The sequence below is a fragment of the Cryobacterium algoricola genome, assembly GCF_004402485.1.
GTDB classification, from domain to species: Bacteria; Actinomycetota; Actinomycetes; order Actinomycetales; family Microbacteriaceae; genus Cryobacterium; species Cryobacterium algoricola.
The window spans coordinates 245,578-269,381 of sequence record NZ_SOFG01000004.1 but is presented as its reverse complement, the minus strand read 5'-3'; the positions used below and the strand labels follow the sequence as shown (position 1 = coordinate 269,381).

Annotated in this window: 20 protein-coding genes; 13 read left to right on the top strand and 7 right to left on the bottom strand. The window is 68.7% G+C overall.

Annotation, left to right across the window (positions count from 1 at the left end; genetic code table 11):
- Positions 1-2: 2 nt before the first annotated feature.
- The gene (pyk, locus tag E3O44_RS01685; protein ID WP_134531935.1) at positions 3-1,448 is read left to right on the top strand and encodes a pyruvate kinase; all 1,446 of its coding nucleotides are present in this window, start codon (positions 3-5) and stop codon (positions 1,446-1,448) included.
- A gap of 66 nt (positions 1,449-1,514) precedes the next feature.
- On the opposite strand, the gene E3O44_RS01680 is transcribed toward pyk, so the two are convergent.
- Entirely contained in the window at positions 1,515-2,303 is a 789-nt protein-coding gene (locus E3O44_RS01680; RefSeq protein ID WP_134531934.1) for an alpha/beta fold hydrolase, read from the bottom strand.
- 79 nt (positions 2,304-2,382) lie between these two features.
- Between E3O44_RS01680 and E3O44_RS01675 the strand changes: the two genes are divergently transcribed.
- Together E3O44_RS01675 and metH are read left to right on the top strand one after the other, a co-directional pair.
- Positions 2,383-3,114, top strand: a complete 732-nt coding sequence (locus E3O44_RS01675; RefSeq protein WP_134531933.1) for an NAD(P)H-hydrate epimerase — start codon at positions 2,383-2,385, stop codon at positions 3,112-3,114.
- 89 nt (positions 3,115-3,203) lie between these two features.
- Positions 3,204-6,740, top strand: coding sequence for a methionine synthase (gene metH / locus E3O44_RS01670; RefSeq protein WP_134532940.1), 3,537 nt, complete (start codon positions 3,204-3,206; stop codon positions 6,738-6,740).
- Here metH and E3O44_RS01665 read toward each other — a convergent pair.
- The 3 genes from E3O44_RS01665 to E3O44_RS01655 are packed head-to-tail and all read right to left on the bottom strand — an operon-like array spanning position 6,737 to position 10,207.
- Positions 6,737-7,573 (bottom strand): ECF transporter S component, encoded by an 837-nt coding sequence (locus E3O44_RS01665; protein WP_166792502.1) that lies wholly within the window; start codon positions 7,571-7,573, stop codon positions 6,737-6,739. The two genes, metH and E3O44_RS01665, sit on opposite strands and share 4 nt — an antisense overlap.
- Positions 7,570-9,651, bottom strand: coding sequence for an ATP-binding cassette domain-containing protein (locus tag E3O44_RS01660; RefSeq protein WP_134531931.1), 2,082 nt, complete (start codon positions 9,649-9,651; stop codon positions 7,570-7,572). The genes E3O44_RS01665 and E3O44_RS01660 overlap by 4 nt, the downstream gene beginning before the upstream one ends.
- Positions 9,652-9,664: 13 nt before the next feature.
- Positions 9,665-10,207 carry a hypothetical protein gene (locus E3O44_RS01655; RefSeq protein ID WP_134531930.1) on the bottom strand — a complete coding sequence of 181 codons (543 nt, stop codon included), beginning with the start codon at positions 10,205-10,207 and terminating at the stop codon, positions 9,665-9,667.
- 141 nt (positions 10,208-10,348) lie between these two features.
- Between E3O44_RS01655 and E3O44_RS01650 the strand changes: the two genes are divergently transcribed.
- The 4 genes from E3O44_RS01650 (at position 10,349) to E3O44_RS01635 (ending at position 13,650) form a co-directional block, all read left to right on the top strand.
- Positions 10,349-11,038, top strand: a complete 690-nt coding sequence (locus E3O44_RS01650) for a hypothetical protein (RefSeq protein WP_134531929.1) — start codon at positions 10,349-10,351, stop codon at positions 11,036-11,038.
- A gap of 146 nt (positions 11,039-11,184) precedes the next feature.
- Positions 11,185-11,817 carry a copper resistance CopC family protein gene (locus E3O44_RS01645; RefSeq protein WP_134531928.1) on the top strand — a complete coding sequence of 211 codons (633 nt, stop codon included), beginning with the start codon at positions 11,185-11,187 and terminating at the stop codon, positions 11,815-11,817.
- A gap of 46 nt (positions 11,818-11,863) precedes the next feature.
- The gene (locus E3O44_RS01640; RefSeq protein ID WP_134531927.1) at positions 11,864-12,409 is read left to right on the top strand and encodes a copper chaperone PCu(A)C; all 546 of its coding nucleotides are present in this window, start codon (positions 11,864-11,866) and stop codon (positions 12,407-12,409) included.
- Entirely contained in the window at positions 12,409-13,650 is a 1,242-nt protein-coding gene (locus tag E3O44_RS01635; RefSeq protein ID WP_134531926.1) for a Dyp-type peroxidase, read from the top strand. The genes E3O44_RS01640 and E3O44_RS01635 overlap by 1 nt, the downstream gene beginning before the upstream one ends.
- 10 nt (positions 13,651-13,660) lie before the next feature.
- Here the strand turns inward: E3O44_RS01635 and E3O44_RS01630 are convergent, their stop codons facing one another.
- Positions 13,661-14,737 (bottom strand): glutathione S-transferase family protein, encoded by a 1,077-nt coding sequence (locus tag E3O44_RS01630; RefSeq protein WP_134531925.1) that lies wholly within the window; start codon positions 14,735-14,737, stop codon positions 13,661-13,663.
- Between the two features lie 126 nt (positions 14,738-14,863).
- On the opposite strand from E3O44_RS01630, the gene E3O44_RS01625 reads away from it, so the two are divergent.
- Together E3O44_RS01625 and E3O44_RS01620 are read left to right on the top strand one after the other, a co-directional pair.
- Complete coding sequence (locus tag E3O44_RS01625; RefSeq protein WP_134531924.1) at positions 14,864-17,101, top strand: glycoside hydrolase domain-containing protein; 2,238 nt, start codon at positions 14,864-14,866, stop codon at positions 17,099-17,101.
- Positions 17,098-18,387: a glycosyltransferase gene (locus E3O44_RS01620; RefSeq protein ID WP_134531923.1), complete on the top strand. Its 1,290-nt coding sequence runs from the start codon at positions 17,098-17,100 to the stop codon at positions 18,385-18,387. The genes E3O44_RS01625 and E3O44_RS01620 overlap by 4 nt, the downstream gene beginning before the upstream one ends.
- A gap of 74 nt (positions 18,388-18,461) precedes the next feature.
- Here E3O44_RS01620 and E3O44_RS01615 read toward each other — a convergent pair whose 3' ends face one another.
- A complete protein-coding gene (locus tag E3O44_RS01615) occupies positions 18,462-20,327 on the bottom strand; it encodes a DUF222 domain-containing protein (RefSeq protein ID WP_134531922.1) in 1,866 nt (621 codons plus the stop codon).
- Between the two features lie 272 nt (positions 20,328-20,599).
- Here E3O44_RS01615 and E3O44_RS01610 point away from each other — a divergent pair, with 272 nt between their 5' ends.
- Complete coding sequence (locus tag E3O44_RS01610; protein WP_134531921.1) at positions 20,600-20,800, top strand: hypothetical protein; 201 nt, start codon at positions 20,600-20,602, stop codon at positions 20,798-20,800.
- A 214-nt stretch (positions 20,801-21,014) separates the two neighbouring features.
- Here E3O44_RS01610 and E3O44_RS01605 read toward each other — a convergent pair whose 3' ends face one another.
- Complete coding sequence (locus E3O44_RS01605; RefSeq protein WP_134531920.1) at positions 21,015-22,367, bottom strand: CoA transferase; 1,353 nt, start codon at positions 22,365-22,367, stop codon at positions 21,015-21,017.
- A 187-nt stretch (positions 22,368-22,554) separates the two neighbouring features.
- Between E3O44_RS01605 and E3O44_RS01600 the strand changes: the two genes are divergently transcribed.
- The 3 genes from E3O44_RS01600 to E3O44_RS01590 all read left to right on the top strand — a co-directional run bounded on the left by E3O44_RS01600 (position 22,555) and on the right by E3O44_RS01590 (position 23,757).
- Entirely contained in the window at positions 22,555-22,866 is a 312-nt protein-coding gene (locus tag E3O44_RS01600) for a hypothetical protein (RefSeq protein WP_134531919.1), read from the top strand.
- Between the two features lie 107 nt (positions 22,867-22,973).
- On the top strand, positions 22,974-23,453 hold the full coding sequence (locus E3O44_RS01595; protein ID WP_134531918.1) for a hypothetical protein: 480 nt from the start codon (positions 22,974-22,976) through the stop codon (positions 23,451-23,453).
- A complete protein-coding gene (locus E3O44_RS01590; RefSeq protein ID WP_134531917.1) occupies positions 23,443-23,757 on the top strand; it encodes a transcriptional regulator in 315 nt (104 codons plus the stop codon). Before E3O44_RS01595 ends, E3O44_RS01590 begins: the two co-directional genes overlap by 11 nt.
- Positions 23,758-23,804 lie beyond the last annotated feature (47 nt).

Here is a 23,804-nt window from a genome sequence, read left to right as displayed (position 1 = left end):
GAATGAGACGCGCCAAAATTGTCGCTACCCTCGGGCCGGCAGCCGCCAGTTACGATCAAATTCGAGCCCTGATCGACGCGGGTGTCGATGTTTGCCGGATGAACCTGAGCCATGGTGACTACACCGTGCACGAGGCCGTCTACGCGAACATCCGCAAGGCAGCGAATGATTCCGGTCGTGCGGTTGCCGTCCTGGTCGACCTGCAGGGCCCGAAGATCCGGCTCGGCAAGTTCGAGGGCGGCCCTTATGAACTGGCCGTCGGCGACATCTTTAAGATCACCACGGACGAGATCCTCGGCACGAAAGAAATCTGCGGCACCACGTACAAGGGCCTGCCCATGGACGTCAAGCCCGGCGACTTCCTGCTGATCGACGACGGCAAGGTCAAGGTCGAGGTCGTCGCAACCGATGGCGTCCTCGTCACGACCCGCGTCATCGTCGCAGGCCCGGTCTCGAACAACAAGGGCATCAACCTGCCCGGTGTTGCCGTCAACGTTCCCGCACTGTCCGAGAAGGACGAAGCAGACCTGCGCTGGGGCCTCCGCCTCGGTACCGACCTGATCGCCCTCTCCTTCGTGCGCGACGCGGCCGACATCACCCGCGTGCACGAGATCATGGCAGAGGAGGGCCGCAAGGTCCCCGTCATCGCCAAGATCGAGAAGCCGCAGGCCGTCGAGCACCTCGAAGAGATCATCGATGCCTTCGACTCGATCATGGTCGCCCGTGGCGACCTCGGCGTCGAGCTTCCGCTCGAGGCCGTGCCGATCGTGCAGAAGCACGCCGTCGAGCTCGCTCGCCGGATGGCCAAGCCGGTTATCGTCGCAACGCAGATGCTCGAATCGATGATCCACAGCCCGGTCCCGACGCGCGCGGAAACGTCCGACGTCGCAAACGCCGTCCTCGACGGCGCGGACGCGGTCATGCTCAGCGGCGAGACCAGCGTCGGCGAATACCCTGTCGTCACGGTTCAGACCATGGCGCGGATCGTCGCATCCACCGAAGACCACGGCCTGGAGCGCATCGCGCCGCTCACGAACAAGCCGCGCACCCAGGGCGGGGCGATCACCCTCGCCGCGATCGAGGTCGCGGAATTCGTCGACGCGAAGTTCCTCTGCATCTTCACCGAATCCGGAGACTCCGCCCGCCGGATGTCTCGCCTGCGGTCGAAGATCCCGATGCTCGCCTTCACGCCTGAGCCCGGCATCCGCCGCCGCCTCGCGCTCACCTGGGGCGTGCAGACGTACCTCGTGGACCGGGTCACGCACACGGACTCCATGTTCGGCCAGGTCGACGACATCCTGCTCGGCCAGGGCTTGGCCCAGCTCGGTGACAAGGTCGTCGTCATCAGCGGTTCCCCTCCCGGAATCGCCGGCTCGACGAACGACATCCGGGTGCACCGCATCGGCGACGCCCACAACGAGGTTGCTCCGGCATACGTCAAGCAGTAGTCCCGTTGGAAGGAAAGCCCCGTCGACCGTTTCGGTCGGCGGGGCTTTTCCTGTGTCCGGGCGGGATCAGTCCGTCGCACCCAGGAACGCGATGGCCGCGTCGCGGAAGGCCCGGGAAGTCGGGGCGTTGAAGTGGTTGCGGCCAGGGATCTCGAAGAAGGACCCGGCCGGCGTGGCCTCCGCGAGTGCCCGTGACGCCACGAGGATGCGATCCTCGCTGCCGGTGGCGAACAGCAGCGGTTGCGACGGGGCATTGTCGGGGCCCGGCTGGGGACCGCCGCGCATCCCCTCGACGAGCGCGACGAGCGCCTCGAGGTCGTTGCCCGGCAGCGCCCGAGCCATGGTGAGATAGGCACCGGTGAGCCTGTCGCCGACCTCGGTACCGTGTTCGATGTGCGCCCGGGCGTCGGCGACCTGGAAGCGGGTGAGCGGGTCACCGTCAGGAATGCCGCCGAGCACCGCGCGCGTCACCCGGCCCTCGAGCTCTCTCGCCGCCTGCCAGCCGACCCGCGCTCCCAGCGAGTAGCCCGCGTACGCGACCTCGTCGAGCAGGTAGGCGTCGAGCACCTGTTGCACGTCGGCGACGAGAGTGTCCATCGTGTACGCGGACGGGGAGTGCGGCTTGTCGCTCAGGCCGTGGCCGCGTTGGTCGATCGCGATCACGTGGAATCCGGCGCGCAGGAGATCCCTAGTCCAGCCGGTCGCGTGCCAGTTCGCCACCGCGCTCGACGCGAAACCGTGGACGGCGAGAACGGTCGGGTCGGCCGGATCGCCGAATTCGTAGGTCGCGAGGTTGACCCCGTCAGGGGAGTAGACGAAGCGGTGGGGCGGCGCTATTCGGGTGTTCGTGTTCATCACTGACCATTTGACCACGATGGCGTGGCACGGACGGTCGCCGCAGCGGAGTCGGTGGGGTCAGACGTAATCTGGCGACATGAAGACGTACACGGCTGCCCAGCAGCGCGAGGCAGAGCAGCCGTACCTCGCCGACGGGATTCCACTGATGCAGCGGGCATCGGCCGCGCTGGCCGCGGAGACGGCGGCGTTGCTCGTGGCGCGCCGGGGCACGGTGCGCGGCGCCGGGATACTCGTCCTCGCGGGACCGGGAAACAACGGGGGAGATGCGCTCTTCGCGGCCGCGACGCTCGCGGCGGAGGGTGTCCGGGTCACCGTGGCGCCGACCGCGCGGAGGATGCACGAGGAGGGCCTCGCCGCCGCGGTGGCGGCCGGTGCGCGGGTGCTCGGTCCGGAGGAGTCGCCTGCTGTTGTCGCGCGGGCAGCGGCGTCGTGCGACGTGATCCTCGACGGCATCCTCGGAACGGGCACGAGCACGGACCCAGCGCTGCGCGGTAGGGCCAGGGAGGTCGTGGCTGCGATCCTGGCCGTGCTGCACCCCGGTGCCGCGCAGGCGTCTGACGGAACGGGCAGGGAGCCGGTCGTCGTCGCCGTCGACCTGCCGAGCGGCGTCGGCGTGGACGACGGTGCCGTGCCGGATCCGACGGTGCTGCCCGCGACGGTGACGGTGACCTTCGGCGGCTGCAAACCGGGGCTGCTCCGCCGGCCGGCCGCCGGGCTGGCCGGGCGGGTCGTCGTCGCCGATATCGGAATCGCACCTGAGCTCGAACGAATCGCGGCCAGGGACCGCGCCGCTAATCTAGACGGGTGAGTGAACTGACAGTGAAATCCGATGCCGTGCAGCCCCCCGAATTCGCGGATGCGGTGCGCCCGGCCCGGTCGCAGGCCCTGCTCGACACGATGCGGGAACGGGTCGTCATCGCCGACGGCGCGATGGGGACGATGCTCCAGGAGCACAACCCCACCCTGGACGACTACCAGCAGCTCGAGGGCTGCAACGAGATCCTGAACGTCAGCCGCCCCGACATGATCGAGGCGATCCACGGCGCGTACCTCGACACCGGCATCGACGCCGTCGAAAGCAACACCTTCGGAGCCAACTGGTCGAACCTCTCCGACTACGACATCGAGGACCGCATCGAGGAACTCGCCAGGCTCGGCGCGGCCATCGCCCGGAAGAGTGTCGAGGACTACGAGGCCCGCGACGGCCGCGTGCGCTGGGTGCTCGGCTCGATGGGGCCGGGAACCAAGCTCCCGAGCCTCGGCCACACGACGTACGCGAACCTCAAGGCCACCTTCGCAGATCAGGCAGTCGGCCTGATCCGGGGAGGCGCCGATGCCTTCCTGATCGAGACCTCCCAGGACCTGCTGCAGACCAAGTCCGCGGTGAACGGCTGCAAGCAGGCGATCGCGGAGACCGGCATCCGCCTGCCGATCTTCGTCGAGGTGACCGTGGAGACCACCGGCACCATGCTGATGGGCAGTGAGATCGGGGCGGCGCTCACGGCGCTCGAACCCCTCGGCATCGACGCGATCGGCCTGAACTGCGCCACCGGTCCGACCGAGATGAGCGAACACCTGCGCCACCTCTCCCGGTACTCGCACGTGCCGGTGATGTGCATGCCGAACGCCGGCCTGCCGATGCTGACCGCGACGGGGGCGAGCTACCCGCTCACGCCCGACCAGCTCGCGACGGCGCACGAGCAGTTCGTCAAAGAGTTCGGGCTCGGCCTCGTCGGCGGATGCTGCGGGACCACTCCCGCGCACATGAAGGCGGTCGTCGACCGCCTGCGCGGCGCCGCCGTCAGCGTGCGTGCCATCGAAGAGGACGCCGGCGTCGCGAGCCTGTACCAGCACGTCAGCTTCGACCAGGACAGCGCCTTCCTCGCCATCGGGGAGCGCACGAACGCCAACGGCTCCCGGGCCTTCCGCGACGCCATGCTCGAGGAACGCTGGGACGACTGCGTCGACATCGCCCGCGCCCAGGTCCGCGACGGCGCCCACCTGCTCGACGTCTGCATCGACTACGTCGGCCGCGACGGCGTCGCGGACATCCGCCAGGTCGTCTCCCGGCTCGCGAGCGCCTCGACCCTGCCGCTCGTCGTCGACTCGACCGAACCGGCGGTGCTGCAGGCGGGCATGGAGCTCATCGGCGGGCGCCCCGTCGTGAACTCGGTCAACTTCGAGGACGGCGAGGGCCCGGGCAGCCGCTTCGGCCGGATCATGCCGCTCGTCAAGGAACACGGGGCCGCCGTGATCGCCCTGACCATCGACGAAGAGGGCCAGGCCCGCACCGCAGAGCACAAGGTGCGGATCGCGACCCGGCTCGTCGAGACCCTCGTGAACGACTGGGGGATGCGCGTCGAGGACATCATTGTCGACGCCCTCACCTTCCCGATCGCCACCGGCCAGGAGGAGACCCGCAGGGACGGCATCGAGACGATCGAGGCGATCCGGCAGATCAAGGCGAAGTATCCCGGCATCCACACCACGCTCGGCGTCTCGAACGTGTCCTTCGGCCTGAACCCCGCGGCCAGGTCGGTGCTCAACTCCGTCTTCCTGCACGAGGCGACGGCGGCAGGGCTCGACTCGGCCATCGTCAACTCGGCCAAGATCGTGCCGCTCGCCTCCGTGCCGGACGACCGGCGCAAGGTGGCGCTCGACCTGGTCTGGGACCGCCGCGAGTACGACGTCGACGGCAACCTGACCTACGACCCGCTCGCCGCTCTCCTGGACCTGTTCGCCGGCGTCGACTCCGCCGCGCTGAAGGACGAGCGCGCCGCGGAGCTCGCCTCCCTTCCCGTCGGCGAACGCCTCGAACGACGCATCATCGACGGCGAGGCCAAGGGCCTCGAGGCCGACCTCGACCTCGCTCGCGCCGGCGGCATGAGCGCCCTCGACATCGTCAACGTGCACTTGCTCGCCGGCATGCAGATCGTCGGGGCCCGGTTCGGCAGCGGAGAGATGCAGCTGCCGTTCGTGCTGCAGTCCGCCGAGGTGATGAAGGCCGCCGTCGCGCTGCTCGAGCCGCACATGGAGAAGTCGGAGGCCGCGGGCAAGGGCACGATGGTGCTCGCGACGGTGCGTGGCGACGTGCACGACATCGGCAAGAACCTCGTCGACATCATCCTGACCAACAACGGCTACGACGTCGTCAACATCGGGATCAAGAAGACGATCAACGAGATCATCGCGGCGGCCGAGGAACACAACGCCGACGTGATCGGGATGAGCGGCCTGCTCGTCAAGTCCACGGTCGTGATGAAGGAGAACCTGCTCGAGCTGAACAACCGGGGGCTCGCCACGAAGTGGCCCGTCATCCTCGGCGGCGCGGCACTTACCCGCGCCTACGTCGAGGAAGACCTCGCCGGGCTCTTCGAGGGGCAGGTCCGCTACGCGCGGGACGCCTTCGAGGGCCTGAAGCTGATGGAGCCGCTCGTGGCCATCGCGCGCGGCGCCGACCCGGCATCCGTCGGGCTTCCGCCGCTCAAGCAGCGCATCCACAAGCGCAGCCTGCTCACCGTCACCGAGCCGGACGCGATGCCGGTGCGCAGCGACGTGGCCGCGGACAACCCGGTTCCCACGCCGCCGTTCTGGGGGACCCGGATCGTCAAGGGCGTCGCCCTCGCCGAGTACTCGGCGTTCCTCGACGAGCGGGCGACCTTCATGGGCCAGTGGGGTCTCAAGCCCAGCCGGGCGGAAGACGGCGCCAGCTACCAGGAACTCGTCGACACCGAGGGCAGGCCGAAGCTGCGCTACTGGCTCGACCGGATCCTCGCGGAGGGCATGCTCGACGCGTCCGTCGCGTACGGCTACTTCCCGGCATACAGCGAGGGCAACGATCTCGTGGTGCTGCACCACGGCGACGACCCGGACGGGACCCTCGGCACGCCGGGCCTGCTCGCGCCCGACGGCGGTTCCGGCGGACCGGTCGGCACCGAGCGGCTGCGTTTCTCCTTCCCCCGCCAGCGTCGCGACAGGCACCTGTGCCTGGCCGACTTCGTACGCCCGCGCGAGTCCGGCCAGATCGACGTCGTCGCCCTCCAGCTCGTCACGGCGGGCGCCAACGTCGACAGCGTGACCGCGAAGCTCTTCGCCGCGAACAAGTACCGTGACTACCTGGAGCTCAACGGCCTCACCATGCAGCTCACCGAGTCCCTCGCCGAGTATTGGCACGCCCGCGTGCGCGCGGAGCTCGGCCTCGGCGCCGAGGACCCGGCCGACGTGGCCGGAATGTTCAAACTCGAGTACCGCGGCGCCCGGTTCTCGCTCGGCTACCCGGCCTGCCCCGAGATGGAGGACCGCCGCAAGGTCGTCGAGCTGCTCAGGCCCGAGCGGATGGGTGTCGTGCTCTCCGAGGAACTGCAACTTCATCCCGAGCAGTCGACGGATGCCTTCGTCTTCCACCACCCGGAAGCGAAGTACTTCTCGGTCTAGCGGCGCGCGTCTGCCCTGTGCGCCGTGCGGCGTGCGGCGGGCAGTTTGGCGCGGCGCAGGGCGGCGAGGGCGGCCGGCCCGACCAGGCAGATGCCGAGCACCGTCGTGACGGCGCGCACCGTGTCCCAGGTGAGCGTCGAGGTGACGAGCGAGTAGAGGCCGAATGAGGCCAGGTTCGTGCCCAGGGGCGCTCCGGGGGAGTAGGAGATGCCGGTCCCGGTCCCCACCGCGAACGGCCAGAACCACAGGTTCATCACGAGCCCGAACAGGTAGGACGCGACGACGCCGTAGCCCGCGAGCATGGCGATCTCGAGGCGGGCGCTAGCGCGCGGTCCGAGCCGGCCGGATACACCGGACCCGCCCCCGGCGCGGTGCCGCGGCAGCAGGGCGGCTCCCGCGCCGACCCAGCCGCAGGCGAACATCTGAAACGGGCTCCAGGGCCCGAACCCGCCCCAGAGCACCGAAGACACGGCGATGGTCAGCAGCCCGAGCAACAGCCCGAACCGGGCGCCGTAGACCCGGCCCGCGAGGATCAGCAGGATGAACACGGCCTCGACACCGCCGACACCCGTGCCCGCGATCCGGACGGCCGCTCCCACGGCAGCGAGCACCCCGAGGAGGGCCACCGTCTTCGCGGTGTACATCTCGCGGTCCACAACGAGGGCGAGCGCGACGATCAGGGCGGGCACGAGGGCGAACGCGATGAACGGCACGGCGCCCTGCGCGTCCCTGGGCACGGCGGCCGCGAACAGCGGCCAGGCGAATCCCGCGGCGGCGAGCGGGCTTCCGCTCCACAGCACCGCGGATGTCCATCGCCCGCTGCGGCTCGTCACTGCGTCACCCGCGGGTCCCGGCCGGGGGCCCCGGTAGTCGGGGTGATACCTGTCGCTGTCTCCGCGCCGCCGTACCCGGCGGTGGTCAGTCGCCCGGCCTCGAGGTGCAGCGCCCGGGTGGCGAAGGACCGGGCGAAGTCGTGGTCGTGCGTCGCGAACAGCACCGCGCATTCCCGGTCGGACACGCGCTGCAGCGCCGCGCCCACGAGCGCACGGGCAGCGGCATCGAGGCCGCGGGTGGGCTCGTCGACGAGCAGCACCCGAGGCGCGGCCGCGAGCTGGATCGCGATCGCGAGGCAGAGCCGCTGGCCCGCCGAGAGGTCCCGCGGATGACGCTCGAGAAGCGGTGCTGCCGCGGCGGAATCGTGGCCGAGAAGCCGCGCGAACGTCCCGGCGGTCGCGCCAGGGTCGGACCTCGCGCTCCGCCCGGCACGTCGGCGAGCACGTCGGTCGGCCGTTCGGCCTGCCGTCGACCGGTCGCTGCGGCGGCACTCGTCCGCGACCGTCGTGGCGAAGAGCAGGTCGTCGAAATTCTCCGGCACGAGTGCCACGAGCCGGCGCCGGGTCCTCCGGTGCAGCAGAGCGACGTCCTGTCCGCCGACGATCACGGTCCCGGGGGTCGCGGGCAGCGCGAGCGCAGTGAGCAGGCTGCTCTTGCCCGCCCCGTTCCGGCCCTCGAGGGCGACGATCTCGCCGGCCGCGAGTTCGAGGGACACCGCGTCGACGACGGTCCGGTCGCCGTGTCGAACCGTCAGTCCGCGGATGCCGGCGAGCGGCTTCCCGCCGGAAGGCACCGCAGCAGGTAGCTCGGCGCCTGCGCGGGGTGTCGCGAGGCTGCGGTCGCCGACCCGGTCCGGCGGCGCCTCGCCGGGGTGCAGCATGCGCGCGCGGTGCCCCTCGAGCACGAGCCAGGCATCCGCGATCGAGGCGAACTCGCGGCTGTTGTGCTCGGCGACCACGACGCAGACGCCGGCTTCGTGGGCGAGCCGGTCGAGCACCCCGCAGACCCTGTCCCGCGCGATGCGGTCGAGTTCGGCGAGCGGTTCGTCGACGAGAAGCAGCACGGGACGGCGGATCAGGGCGCCGCCGAGGGAGACCAGGGTGGCCTCCCCGGCGGAGAGCGCCAAGACGGGGCGAGCGAGCAACTGCGTGATGCCGAGTTGCGCGGCGACCTCCCGCACCCGCTGGTCCAGGATCTCCGCGGCAACGCCCCGCACGGCGAGAGCGAAGCCGATCTCCTCGGCCACGGTCTCGGCGACGAAGGAGAGCCGCACGTTCTGGGGCACCAGTCCGACGAAGCCGGCCGTGTCGCGCGGGGGAGTCTCGGCCCGGTCGGCGCCGCCGATCTCGATCCGGCCGCCCTGGTGGCCGTCGTGGAAGTGCTGGAACAGCCCGCTCATCGCTTGGAGCAGGCCGGACTTGCCCGAACCGGTCGGCCCGACGATGACCGTGAGCGTGCCGGGGGCGAGCGCGAGGTCGAGGTGCTCGAGGCGCCAGTCCCCGTCGAAATCGAGCGCGGCATCCGTCATGAGCACGGGTGCCGCACAGTCACCGTCCACTGGCGTGGTCGACGCGAATCCCCGGGTCTCCATCGATGCCGCAAGGGCGAGGGCACGCTCGATGGTCTGCTCGAAAACCGGGACGAGCAGGGCTGCCACGGTCCGCTCGCCACGGAGGGCGGCGGCCAGGCGCACCCGCCTGACCGAGTCGAGGAGCGCGGGAAACGTGGCCCACGCGATCACGAGGGCGCGGGACACCGTGCGCAGCGGCCCGCGGCGGGCGCCGCGGGCGAACAGGCGGCTCACGTCGACGACCGCGTTGACTGCCCCGAAGAAGACGATTACCGCGGCGACCGGGAGCGCGCTCAGTGCGGCGTTCCAGAGGCCGACCGTCGTGACCGGCCCGAACAGCGCTACCTGGCTGAACGGGCCGGTGAGCGGGATCCGGGGCAGGTCGAGCAGGACGGCCCCGCCTCCGCCGCCTCCGCCGAAGAGCATCCGATAGCCCACCCGCAGAGCGATGAATCCGAGCGCGAGCAGCACGGATGCGCGCAGGGGAGCCGGGCGGAAACGGAACACCGGGGTCGGAGCCTCAGCTGCCGGGTGTCGGAGTCTCGGCGCCCGTTGTGAATACGAGGCCGAGGGACTGGCCCGGCGTCACCTGGAGGCTGCCGAGGCCCTCCTGGGCGTATTCCCAGGCCGCACCGGGGGCGGTCTGGATCCACAGCGCCCAGTAGGCGTACGCGGGCGCCATCGACTGGCACGATTCGACGAACGAGGCCTGGCCCGTGACCGTGACGGTCTCGTCGGCGGCGGGGCGCCCGTTCACCCGGCAGACGACCTGGTCGCCGTACTGCACGGTTCCCTCTGTCGCGATCGCCGCGGTCTTCATGACCGCGCTTGCAGCGATCGTGGTCGCCGTCCCCGTGTCGACACAGTCGGTGATCTTCGGTGCGGCGAGGGTTCCGAAATCGACGACGACCCGAACCCCGGAACAGGCTTCCGGTGAGGCGGACTCCGTGGCGGCGGTTCCGGGCGTGGCGGTCCCGCTGGTCGCGGTGGACGGGCCGGTGGCGCAACCGCTGAGGGCCAGCGCTCCGAGCAGGGTGAGCGTAGCGAGTACTGGCATCTTCATGCCCCCCAGAATACTGAGCGGCAAGCGGGAATCGGAATTCGTCAGACGCGCGAGGTCACCGTGGGTAGTCTTGGCCTCAGACGCTGAACCCAGCGAGCAACGGTATTCGACGAACCAGGCGCACGTCGTTCAGGAGAGACCATGACCACCCGGGGTGCCAGGCTCGTTCGCGGCTGGCTGACGGCTTCGGTCGCGGTCTTCGTCGCGGCGTTCGCGCACGCCGCCGGCGGGGGAAGCCGGCCGGGGGAGCTCGGAACCGTGCTCGCCCTCGTTTTCTCGGGTCTGGTCTGTACGTTCCTGGCTGGAAGGTCCCTGTCACTCTTCCGGATGTCCGCCTCGGTCGTGGTGAGCCAATTCCTGTTCCACATTCTGTTCGGGCTCGGCGGCGGCGGCGCCGGCTCACTGACCGTCGTCGGCGGGTCGCACCACGGTTCGGTGACGGTCGGCTCAGACCCGCACGCAGCGATGGGGCCGATGGCGATGGGACCGATGCCGATGGGTTCGATGGGTCTCGGCTCGTCGGGGACGGGCGCCGCGGCGTCCGGCCAGATGGACGCGTGGATGTGGCTCGCTCACGTGGGCGCCGCGCTCCTCACGATCATCGCGCTGCGGCACGGTGAGGCGGCCTTCCGGGTGCTGTTCGATCTGGTGGGCCTGCTGGCGTCGTACCTGAACGCTGCCTGGCACCTCCACGACGACCTCGTCATCGTCGTCCGCCGGGGGCTGGGCGACGGCGTTCCCCGCAGCGGCGCCGCTGCGCTGACCCACTTCGGCGTCCTGCGATCCAGCGTCTGGCGCAGGGGACCGCCGCCGGCTCTGCCGTCCTTCTGATCTTTTTCCTGCGGTAATCGCTGGCGGCTCCTGACTCACGGCCGTCCGGGCACAGGTTCCGCAGCGTGCGTCCGATCACGTGGAACCGTCGAACCGGCCTTCCGTGCTGATCCGGCACGCTCCGTACGCGCACGTCAACTCTCGTGATGAGGCAGAACATGATCCCCTTTCCGCGCGCCCGCTGGGCGATGAGCGCACTGGCACTGGTGACCCTGGTCGCCCTGTCCGTCGCGGCCGGGGCCGCTCCGGCTGCCACAGCTCACGATCAGGTGCTGTCGACCTCCCCGACCACCGGGGAGAACGTGGACATGGCGCCGAAGCAGGTCGCCATGGTCTTCTCAGACGACATCCTCAGCGTCGGAGCGATCATGCTCATCGTCGACGACCAGGGACGGAACTGGGCGGACGGGACGCTGAAACTGGACCGCGCCACGGTGACCCAACCGCTCGCACCGGGCCTCCCGAACGGTGCGTACGAGGTGCGGTGGCGCGTGGTGTCTGCTGACGGGCACCCCATCGCCGGAACCTTCCAGTTCTCCGTCGGCACAGTGACCGCCGGGTCCGGGTCCGCATCCGCCGGGCCGGCCTCATCGGGACCCGCCACCGTGTCACCGCAGCCGGGCGCAGCGGATGCCGGACCCGCGCAGGCGCCGACAGGCGCGATCGGTGGGGGACTTCCCCTCGCCGTGGTCGCCCTGCTGGGCGCCGGCGGCGGTATCGCGGTCCTCGTCGTCGTGTTACTGCTCACGAGTCTCTGGAAACGGCGTCGTTCCGCCTGATTCCTTCTTCCCCACAATTCCCCCTCACTTTGCATGGAGACAACACATGTTTCAGAACACCAACACCCGTGCCGGCATCGCCGGCCTTGCCCTCGTCGCCGCACTGGCCCTCGCGGGTTGCGCCGGAACCCCCGCAACGACACCGGCAGCGACCCCGTCCGCCGCCACCACCGAAGCGAGCGGCCTGAGTATCACCGACCCGTGGGTGAAGGCCGCAGATTCCGGCATGTCGGCAGCGTTCGGCACCCTGGAGAACGCGGGCGCGAGCGACGTGACCATCGTGTCGGCGCAATCAGCGGCATCCAGCATGCTGCAGCTGCATGAAACCGTGTCCAACGCGGCCGGAGAGATGATGATGCAGCAGAAACAGGGCGGCTTCGTCGTCCCGGGCGGCGGCTCACTGGAATTGGCGCCCGGTGGCAACCACATCATGATGATGGACCTCAGCAACCCGATCAAGGCCGGTGACGAGGCGAAGTTCACGCTGACGCTGTCTGACGGCTCGACGATCGATTTCACGGCCGTGGCGAAGGACTACACCGGCGCCAACGAGACGTACACCGGCGACATGAACATGGAGACCCCGAAATAGTGACCGACAGCCCGGAGCCGGCACCGGCTCGCAGACTCAGCAGGCGCCACCTCCTCCTCGGAGGTGCCGCCGCGGGCATCGGCGCCGCGTCCGCCGTCGGCATCCAGCTGGCCGGACAGGCCGGCGAGCCGAGCGCGTCGCGGCCGGCCGGTGACCCGGAGACGGGACTCAACGGCGCCCTCACCGTGCCCTTCCACGGCGTCCATCAGGCGGGGATCGAAACGGTTCCACAGGGCCACGCGACCTTCGTCGCGCTCACCCTGCACGACACGGTCGACCGCGACGCGGTGCGCAGGATGATGGTGGTCCTGAGCGGCGATGCCGCGCGGCTGACCCAGGGCGTGGCCGCTCTTGCTGACTCCGAGCCGGAACTCGCCGTGGTTCCCGCCCGGCTGACGATCACTTTCGGCTTCGGCCCGGCGCTCGTCGCCCGGGCGGGCGGGGAAGCGCCCACCTGGCTTCGGCCGCTGCCGGCCTTCGGGGTCGACCGGCTCGAACCGGCCTGGGCCGACGGCGACCTGCTCCTCCAGATCGCCGCAGACGATCCGCTGACCGTCGCCCATGCCACCCGGATGCTCCTCAAGGACGCGCGCAGCTTCGCGAGCGTGCACTGGGTGCAGTCCGGGTTCCGCAGGGCTCCCGGTTCGGAGCGGCCCGGAACGACGATGCGCAACCTGTTCGGGCAGCTCGACGGCACCGTGAACATGGTGCCGGGGAGCGAGGACTTCGAACACCTGGTCTGGCGCCCGGCCGACAATCCGGCCTGGCTCGCGGGCGGGACCGGATTCGTGCTGCGGCGCATCAGCATGGACCTCGACAAGTGGGATAAGCTCGACCGGTCCGGCCGTGAGTCGGCCATCGGGCGCACCCTCGCGACCGGAGCTCCGCTGACCGGGGTCGCCGAACACGACGAGCCGGACTTCGCCGCAACGACTCCGATCGGCTTCCCGGTCATCGCGGAATTCTCCCACCTGCGCCGGGCTCGCTCGGAAAACAGGGAGGAGCGCATCCTGCGTCGCGGCTACAACTACGACGACGCGCCGACCGGTGCGAGCGTGTCGGATTCCGGGCTGCTGTTCGTGTCGTTCCAGGCGGATGTCGATGCCCAGTTCGTGCCCATCCAGCGGCGGATCGATACCCTCGACCTGCTCAACCAGTGGATCACCCCGGTCGGATCGGCCGTGTTCGCCATCCCGCCGGGCTGTCAGGAGGGCGGGTACATCGGGGACACGCTGTTCTAGCGGCCCAGGCTTAGCGGCCCAGGCTTAGCGGCCCGGGTTTCGTGCCTCCGGTGTCGTGCTCAGAGGGACGGCACGCGCTCGGCCGGGAGGGGAGGTTCGGCGGAGTGCCGTCGCCGAACGGACGCCCGCCCAGGGCCTCGCGACCGGACGGTTCGAGCCAGCCACGGGCATCCGGCCCCTTCGGGACGATGCCGCTCGGATTGATGTCGCTGTGGGTGACGTAATAGTGCCGCTTGATCTGCTCGAAGTCGATGGTGTCTCCGAATCCCGGCGTCTGGAAGAGGTCCCGCGCGTATGCCCACAGCACGGGCATCTCGGTGAGCTTGTTCCGGTTGCACTTGAAATGCCCGTGGTAGACGGCGTCGAAGCGCGCGAGCGTCGTGAAGAGCCGGATGTCGGCCTCGGTGATCGTGTCGCCGACGAGGAAGCGCTGGGTGGAGAGACGCTCCTCGAGCCAGTCCAGACGGGCGAACAGAGTGTCGTATGCCCGCTCATAGGACTTCTGGCTGCCGGCGAAGCCGCACTTGTAGACGCCGTTGTTCACATCGTGGAAGATCAGCTCGGCGACCTCGTCGATTTCGGCGCGAAGCGCGACCGGATAGAGATCGGGAGCGCCCGCACGGTGATACTCGACCCATTCGGTTTCGAAGTCGATCGTGATCTGCGGGTAGTTGTTGGTGACGACCCGTCCGCTCGGAACGTCGACGATCGCGGGAACGGTGATGCCGCGCGGGTAGTCGGGGAACCTCGCGAAGTAGGCCTGCTGGAGCCGTTCGATGCCGAGCACCGGGTCGACGGCGCCGGGGTCGAGGTCGAAGGTCCAGCTGTTCTTGTCGTGTGTCGGTCCCGGCAGGCCCAGGGAGATGACCCCCTCCAGGCCGAGCAGGCGCCGGACGATCGCGGTTCGGTTCGCCCACGGGCACGCCCGGGCGGCCACGAGCCGGTACCGGCCGGGCTCGACCGGCCAGCCGTCACGCGCATCCCGCGTGATGCGGTCCTCGATGTAGTGAGTGTCGCGATTGAAGGGCTGTCCCGCTTCGATGTAGCTCGGCTTCAGGTCTGCGCCCTCGGGCTCTGGGATGGTCATCCCTCAACGGTAGCGGTGGCGCGAGATCACACAGCGCGAGAATTTACCTCGCGGTAACGGAGTCGCGTCATTGTGGACGCTGTGCAGCGGCTACTCTCCGAGGAAGGCATTCAGAGGAGATACTGCATGATCGGTCGCGTTGACCCGTTTATCGGCACCGAGGTCACGGACCTTCCTCCCCAGACCGGCCTCGCCGCGACCTGGTGGTGGCCGAAGCCGCAGATCGGGAACACCCACCCCGGCGCCACCTACCCGCTCGGAATGGTGTCGGCCTGCGCGTATTCGGGTGCTTATCCGACGGGGTACGGCCGGTACGACCTCTCGCTCGAGGGCATCCCGCCCCTCCTGCACGAGCGTCACCTCGCTTCGGGATTCGCGCACTTCCAGCAGTCCGGTACCGGCGCCATCCGCAAGTACTACAACTACTTCCGCGTCACGCCGATGATCGAACCGCTCGACGTGCTCGGGCGCACCTGGGAGCTCACCGACGAACAGGCCGAGCCGGGCTGGTACTCCGGAACCCTGGACTCCGGCATCACCGCCGAGCTCACCGTCGGGCCCAAGAGCGCGGTGCACCGGTACACCTTCCCCGCACACTCCAAGGCCCGGGTGGTCATCGACTTCTCGCACGGCGGCCTGTCGATTCCGTATGGCGCCACGATCCCGGTGCGTGCCCACCTCGAGTGCCTCGAGCCCGGAGTCGCGAGCGGCGAGATCGTGGTGGAGGGCGCCCCGCTGTCGGTGTACATCGAGTGCGACAACCCCCAGTGGCGGCAGATGCTCTGGTACGACCGACGCCTGATGCCCGGGGGAACCCGGCTCGACTTCGACCACATCCGGCCGACGACCCTGCGCCCGTTCGGACTGATGTGGGCCGGTCCGAGCGAGGAGGGCCAGACGATCGAGCTGCGGATCGGGTTCTCCCTGCGGGGCGTCGAACAGGCCAAGCGCAACCTCGAGGCGGACTGCGGAACCGGGCCGGCGCAGTTCACGCCCCGCCGCGAGCGCACCCAGAAGGTCTGGCGCAAGAAGCTCAAGGGCATCACGGTCAGGACACCGTCCGCCGCCCGCCAGACGGTGTTCTCGACGGCGCTCTACCACGCTCTGATCAAGCCCTGCCTGGCCCCCTCGGAGAGCCCGTTCTGGCCGACGGACGGGCCGTTCGTCTTCGACATCAGCACGATGTGGGACATCTACCGCACCCAGCTGCCCCTGATCACCGCGCTGATGCCGGAACGGGCCGTCGAACTCGCGAACGCGATGATCACCATCTCGGAGGAGGAGGGCAACTTCCCCATCGGGTACCGGATGGCCCGGGGGAGCGACCGCTTCTCCCGGCAGGCGAGTGCCCTGGCCCACACCTTCCTCTCCGACCTGTGCCAGCTCGGCCTCCCCGGCATCGACTGGGACTGGGCCCTCGTGCACATGTCCGACGACCTGCGCCGCACCTACGGCGAGGAGTTCCTGGTGCACGGGGAGGCGCATCCGATCAGCCACACCCTCGACCTGGCGTTCGGCTATTGGTGCACCGCGAAGGTCGCCGGGCATGTCGGTGACAAGGCCCTCGTCGAACAGTTCATCGCACTCGCTGAGCGCTGGGTGAACGCGTACGACCCGGTGACCGGTCTCCTGAAGGACTCCACGTACTACGAGGGCACCCGGCACAACTACTCGTTCCGGCTGGTGCACGACATGGATGCCCGCATCGCCCTGAGTGGAGGGGCCGAGCGGTTCATCGCCCAGCTCGACGAGTTCTTCGGCTACGGGGCCGAGCCGGTGAAGCAGCTCGTCCGGGGCTCCGGCCCGGAGGAAGTCCTCGCCGGCTATCGTCTCGGCCGTTTCGAGGGGCTCAACAACGAACCGGACATGGAAGCACCCTGGTCGTACCACTACGTGGGGCGGCCGGACCGCACCGCCGAGATCGTGCACAACATCGTGCACCAGCAGTTCGGCACCGGTCGGGGCGGGCTGCCGGGCAACGACGACTCCGGCGGACTCAGCTCCTGGTTCGTCTGGGCATCCCTCGGGCTGTTCCCGGTCGCCGGCCAGAACATCTTCCTCGTCAATGCGCCTTCGTTCGAGAAGTCGGCGTTTTCTGTCGGTAAGCACTCGTTCACCATCCGTACTCGTGGATTCATTGAACCGACACCCGGCGGACCCGTACAGTATGTGCAGGCCATGGAATTCAACGGCGAACCCCTCGGGCGCACCTGGATCAGTGGGAACGAATTCCACGGGGGTGGCGAACTCGTTGTGGAGTTGGGGCCTGAGCCGAGCGGCTGGGGAACGACGGACCTGCCCCCTTCGGCGCCATCATCCTTGTCACACACACGAGCGTCACGATCCACGGGAGAGACACCATGAATTCTGTTGAGAACCGGCTTGTCATCGTGGTCCGGGCCGATCCGGTCATCTGCGGCCACTCCGTCGAAGCACGCAACCTCGCGGAGACCGCCCTCGAACGCGGCTTCGACGAGGTGCGCATCGTCACGTGGCCGATCGACAAGCTCCAGGCCTCCGGTCTGCCGCTCAAGCCGCTCGATTCCGTGCTGCCGTACAGTCCCGGGATCTTCGTCGACCGGCCCGCACCGGTCGGGGACTACAAGGTGCTCGACGGGCGCCACCTCGCCGGGGTCACCGGCCGGCTGATCGAGCTCTTCACCGACGGCGTGCCGACGGTCTGCCTCTCGCTCTACCTCACGCCGCACACGCTCGCGGTCTCCGACGCCGTGCGTGCTGCCTGGGGGACCGGGCTGCCCGTGAACGTGACCACGATTGCGGAAGCCGTCGGTTCGGACGTCACGAACGTCGTGCGGACTGCAGTCAACGAGGGACGATTCGGCGCGGCAGCGCACATCCTGTCGAGCTATCTCAGCCAGGACTATTGCGTCGCCGTGTCCGAGTACACCCGGCAGCTCATCATCACCGAGGCCGAACTCGTCGACCAGCACCACGGCACCCGGTACGCGGCCCAGTGCCGCGAACGGATCACGATCTCCTACCCGGCGATCGACGCCGACTCGTACCTGCACCTCGACGAGAGCGTGACGGACGACGTTCTCACTGCCCGCGGCCTCGAACGCGACGGCTACATCCTGTTCCTGTCCCGCCTCACGGCCGCGAAGGGCGTCGACGACCTCATCGCGGGCTACGCTCTCAGCGCGGCCAGCCAGGACAAGATCCTCGTGATCGCGGGCCGTGGACCGCAGTCCGAGGCGCTGCAGGCCATCGCGGCTGCCTCACCGCTCGCCGACCGCATCCGGTTCCTCGATGATGTCGGGGATGCGGAGAAGCCGTACCTGATGTCCGGATGCGCCGCCTTCGTGCTTCCGAGCAAGCCTCGGCCCGAGTTCGTGGAGACGTTCGGCATCGCACTGGCCGAGAAGATGCTCGCCGGCGGCGGCCCCGTGATCACCACCGTCACGGGCGGCATCGGCGAAGCGGTCGGCGATCACGCCCTCATCATTCCCGTGGAAGACCCGCAGGCGATCGCGGAGGCGATTGACCGCGCAATTCTCGAGACCACGGCCGAGGAGCGCAGAGACTGGGCGGACCGTGCGCGCGAGTACGCGATGCAGTTCGACCGCCGCAACGTCTTCGACCGGATGTTCGCCCCCCTCCGCGACTCCGCGGAGGTCCCGCACCAGTAGACATCAGGCACCGCGGTGCGTCCAGCCGCACTGCGAGCGAGTCGCTGACGTTCGAGCCCCCGCCCCGTGGATTGCTAGTCGCTGTCGCTGTCGCTGAGTATCGAACTTGTGCTGGTGAGGGGGATGGGTGTCTGCTCGGGGTCGAGTCGGGGTGGTGGGGTGAGCCAGTAGCGGCCCGCATCGTCCCGGGTGATGCTCCAGTGTTCGTTGTGGAGTCTGAGGTGGTCGGCCCGGCAGAGCAGGATGCCGTCGGCCAGGTTGGTTGGCCCGGTGTCGTCTTTCCAGTGTTCGATGTGGTGGGTTTCGGTCCAGGAGGGTGGTCGGTCGCAGCCTGGCCACATGCAGCCGCCGTCGCGGATGGCGAGGGCGGTGCGTTGGGCGGGGGAGAAGGTGCGTTGTTCGCGGCCGAGGTCGAGGCCGTGTCCGTGGTCGTCGAAGGTGACGTCGAGGAGTCCGCTGTCGCAGAGGTTCCGCTCCAGGGTCTCGGCAGACACCGTGACCGCGGTCCCTTCGATGACGCCGGGCTGGAGCTCGGGCGCCGCGGATCCGGCGCCCGACCCGGCCTCGGCCGCGGGTTTCTCCGCGGCGGGAGTCGGGCCGCCCGGTTCAGTCCCACCGGCTGCGGCCCCGATCGACGCGGTCCCGACCTGAGTGGTTTCGGTCGGTGCGGTGTTTGTGGGTGCGGTCCCGGTCTGAACAGCGCTGGTTGACGCTGGCCCGCTGGGCGACGAACCGGTCGATACGACCCCGGTCGATACCGCCCCGGTTGGTGCGGTGCTGCTCGGGGCGGTGCCGGCGGGAGTGGTGATGGTGGGGCGGATGGTGACCATCCGGACGGCGGGGTTGCGGCCGCCGGCGATGCGCTTGGGGTCGGCTTTCACGCCCAGTTTGGTCAGGGCGAGGAATGCGTCCGCGGTGAGTTGCTCGGTGCTGCGCGGGTCGTCCTGGACTCGTTTCGCCCACGTGGCCTGCGCCTTGTCGACGAAGCGGACCCCGCCGCGGCGGGGGCTGGTGATGGCGTCGTAGGTGCTCATCAGGTATTTGCCGTCTTCCGGGGCGAACAGGCCGACCATGCGCACCTGCCCCGTGTGGAGGCGGTAGAACCGCAGGGACCGGTCGTCGTAGGCGGCTTTCTCGCGGGCGGCGATGCCGGCCTCGTCGAGTACGTCCCGCATCCGGCGGGCCCGTTTGAACAGCTGGTCCGCGTTCAGGGTTCGTGCTTCGGTGAGGAGCCGGGCGAGGGCTGTGGCGAGTTTCTCCGGAGTGATCGCCCGGTCCAGGTCGCCCAGGCCCTTCCGGAGCGCGTCGGCTTTCTCCACGCTGAGCCACCCCTCGCCGAGGGCCCGGCCGATCGGGGCGTGCCAGGGCGCCACAGCGGCGGCCGGCACCGGCGGCAGGTGCGGGGTGGTCCCGTCGGGGGGCGGCTGCCCGCCGTTCTCGTCGATCCCCTCGCTCCCGTCGCTCCCGTCGCTCCCGTCACGTCCGCCATGCCCGTCGAGAGTCGGGGTCCCGTCGAGTCGTTTCTGTGCCTCGGCGGCTTCCCGGGCGGCTTTCTCGGCGGCATCGGCCTCGACGAGCAGCCGGCCCACGCCGAGCAATTTGACCGCGTCGATCTTGCTCGACCCGGAGATGGCCTGGAGGAGGTCCTCCGGGGTCCGGTACCCCTGCCGGGCGGCGAGGCCCTTCCCGCCGAGTTCGGGCCGGGACCGGCGGGCGAGGGTCGCCGCCATCCACGCGGCACACGTCTCCAGCGCCCGCCGGGAATCCGCGATCAACGCGTGCCCGGCGAGCACCTGCTCGTCGCTGAGCGCGTCATAGTCCGCCGATGACCCGCCCAGCGCCGCGACAGCATCCGGCACCAGCACGGTGAAGGATGCACGGGGAGATGCACCGACCTGCGGCTGATCCGGTGAAGCGGGCGACTCCGGGAGGTTGGTCATGCCCCCACGTTACGACCGACCACCGACACTCTCTGAGAATGGCTCAGGTCTGTGGAAACTCCTTCTGATCAGGCACCTGTTGAGGAGTGGTTGGCCAGACGCGTGCCCAACTGGCTGGCTCCGGCTGGCCAGGTCGTGGCCAATGGGTGCCCGGCGTGCTCGCCCCGCCGCCGACGAGGGCCGTCTGTGCATGAACTGCACAGCATCTGTTGCTCTACTGGTTCTCGGTGTCGGGGCACGCGGATGCGTGCTCGGGCGATAGGGGGGAACGCGTGTCGACTAAGAAACAACTCGGGACCGTTGGCGGGATCTTGATCATCGGAGTGCTTGCGGCGATGGCGCCGGTGGCCGGACAGGCGCTGTCGATGACCGTCAGCAGTCTCGCCGGGTTTCAGCGAAGCGTGCGCACACGTATCTTCCCCCGCCACAACGTTGCCAAGCCAACCCGCGAGGGTGACCGCTCGAATCGCTAATCGCTAATCGCTAATCGCGAATCGCTAATCGCTAATCGATCATCCCGGATCGGTACGCAGAATCGAGCATGGCGATCGTCGACCGCTCGCCAGAGGTCGTGGATCACATGCTTGTTCACGTCCTCGCGGCCAGAACCGCGTCACGGACGAGTCATCACGCGCCGGAACTCCGCGCTGTCGCCATGATCCGCGCTGACGCTTTCTTCCTGCAGGGCTACCCGGTGTGGGACCAGCGTGGCTCGTCCAGCCCGAGATCGCGCGCTGGTCCGGCTCGGAGTTCGACGCCTTCGATTGCGATCGGTTGGCGGAGCCGTAGGGCCGGCCCCCAGCTCGTCGCTTCGTGCTGTGGATCGAAATCATCCTTCGTCAGCGGTGGAAACGGGGTGTGATCGCCTTCGGCTCGGTGTGAGATGAGGAGTTCGGCAGTGCGCGCGAGGGAGAGTCGTGCTGAGCGCCCGATTCCCGAGCTGCGCCGGTGGGTGAGCGCGTTGAGCGCTGCGGCAGCGGCGAAGTACCCGGTGGCGTGGTCAAGTGCCTGCACGGGGAGGGGAACCGGGCGAGTCGAGCCCGCCTCCCTCATGCCCGCGTCGGCAATGCCGGTACTCATCTGAACGAGACTGTCAAAGCCCCTGCGGTCGGCGTACGGGCCGCTCCAGCCGTAGGCATCGATGGCAATGTCGATGAGCCCGGGACGGATCTGTTGACGTTCGTGTTCGCCGAACCCGAGTCGTTCAAGTGCGCTCGGCCGGTAGCCGTGAACGATGACATCAGCAGTCGCGAGTAACGCCGTGAACGAAGCGCGATCGTCGTCGTCAGTGAGGTTCAACCGGGTGGTGCGCTTACCGAGGGTAACTTCGGGCAATACGCTCTCGTTCCATTCCGGCGGGTCGACTCGGAGGACATCCGCGCCGAGGAGCGCCAAGAATCGGGTCGCGATCGGGCCGGCGAGCACGCGAGTCAGATCAAGGACCCTGACTCCGGTGAGCGGCCGGAGCATCGTTCCCATCTGACGTGGAGCCGGGCCGGATCCGAGATCTTTCCAGGTGATGAGTGGTTCCGCGGCAACGGCGATGCCCTGAGCGCTTGTCGACCATTCGTCGATCGTGCGCATGACTGCCGCGCAGCCGCCCGCCGCGATGACGGCCGCCTCGAGTTCGTCACCGTTCCAGGACAAGACGGCGGCGGTGACACTCTCCGGCGAGTTGTCGGTGTTGAGCACGGCGAGCGCAGCAGCCCGGTGGTGGGGTGCGTTGGTGTGCAGGCGCACCCAGCCGTCGCGTGTCCGGTAGTCGCCCGCGATCGCATCCCAGGCCGGAGGCAGCGTCCACCCCATCGGTCGGATCGATGTGGCGAACCAGGCCGAAGCGAGCCGGCGATCCACGGTCACGTGCGCGGAGCCGGCATAATCCGCAGCGGCGAGTGCGGCTGAATGTATCGCGGCGCTTGCGAGCTCGGAGACAGGAAAGGCCGAGTCCAACCCGCCGGCGGTTGTGACGCCGGGGTCGAGTCGAGCGACCCCCGGCAGGGATGCGAGTACTTCGGTGAGCAGGGCGTCTTCAACCGGCATGGCGGTACCTCCGATTCGAGGCTCCCGTGCGGGGCCCCTGTCGTCAAGCTCGACGGGCAAAATCACCGTTCATTGTTGCGACGGGGCTGATCACTCGTGTTGTTGACACTACTGACTGCGTCGCTCTGTGGACATCATGTCGCCGTCGACCTGCGACCTCGACCCTCACTGCACTAGGTTCAAGGACATGACCTCCCATGGCACCCAAGTCATCGTCAGTCGTCCAATGTCTGGACACGCAGTGGTCTCTCTGTTGGTGGCCCTGGTCGCTGTTGCGACTCTCGCAACGCCGACCGTTTCTCTTGGCCTCGGCATCGTGGGCTTCGTCATGGCATTGATGTCGCGGCGGCGACTGGTACTGGAACCACGTCTCCGCGGTAGTCGCCTGGCGTTTGCTGGTGCGGTGCTTGGTGGTCTTGCAGTCGTGGTTTCAGCGCCTGGCGTGATTGTGGGCTTCCTTGGGTTCGTCGCGCGAGCAATCCGACTTCAGCTCGGCTGAGTCCGAACGCCCAAAGTGTGGTTCCTCGCTGCCATGGGCGCGGGCAATGGGTGTCTCCTGGCGCCTCGTTGTTGCACAACGATGCGGTAAGTGATTTACTTGCCAGAATGGAAACCGAAACCGAAAGCGCAGCCGATGAGGGTGCGGCTTCAGCGCGTGACGCACTGGCGGCGATTGCCGCCGACCGCCAACGGCTCGGGCGCCGACTGAAGTCGCAAACGTGGTGGAGCGCACCGGCACAGGCCCTCGCTGTCGCTGCGGTGATTTACTCGCCAGCGGCTGGCATCGCGCTTCCCATGACAATGGTGCTGTCTCTCGCCACCTTGGCCCTTGTGGCCATCGACCACGTCGTGCGTAGGCGAATGCGCATGGTGGCCGTTCCGGGGCCGACGGGCCCGATGAGCCTCGCGATCATCGTCGTAACCTCCGTGGCCATGATCGGAGCATTCGCCCTCGCGGTTGTCTTCGAGGTGAACGAGCAACGCCTGTGGCTGATTGTCACGACCGCCGCTGGCCTCGTAGTCGCCCTCATCTGCTCAGCCCTCTACGATCTGGCCAACGCGCGGGAACTGCTTCGTGTCCGTTGATGCCCGCTTCGACGAATCGATCCACGCACCAACCCGGCTGAGGCTCTGCGCGCTGCTCCTCGCAACGGGCACAGCAGAATTCAGCTCGATTGCGAGCCTGCTGGAACTGAGCGAGGCGACACTGTCCAAGACCATTCGAAACCTTGCTGATCTCGGCTACGTCCAGACGTCAAAGCAAGCATCGGCAGCACGGGACGATGCCAGAAGGACCACGACAGTCGCGCTCACGCCACGTGGCAGCGCCGCAATCGACGGTCATTTGGCAGCGCTCCGCGAGATTGCAGCGCCACCGGGGTCCCACTGAGGGAAAAGGTGGTGACTGCAAGCGTGGAGTTCCGGTAGCGATTCGCG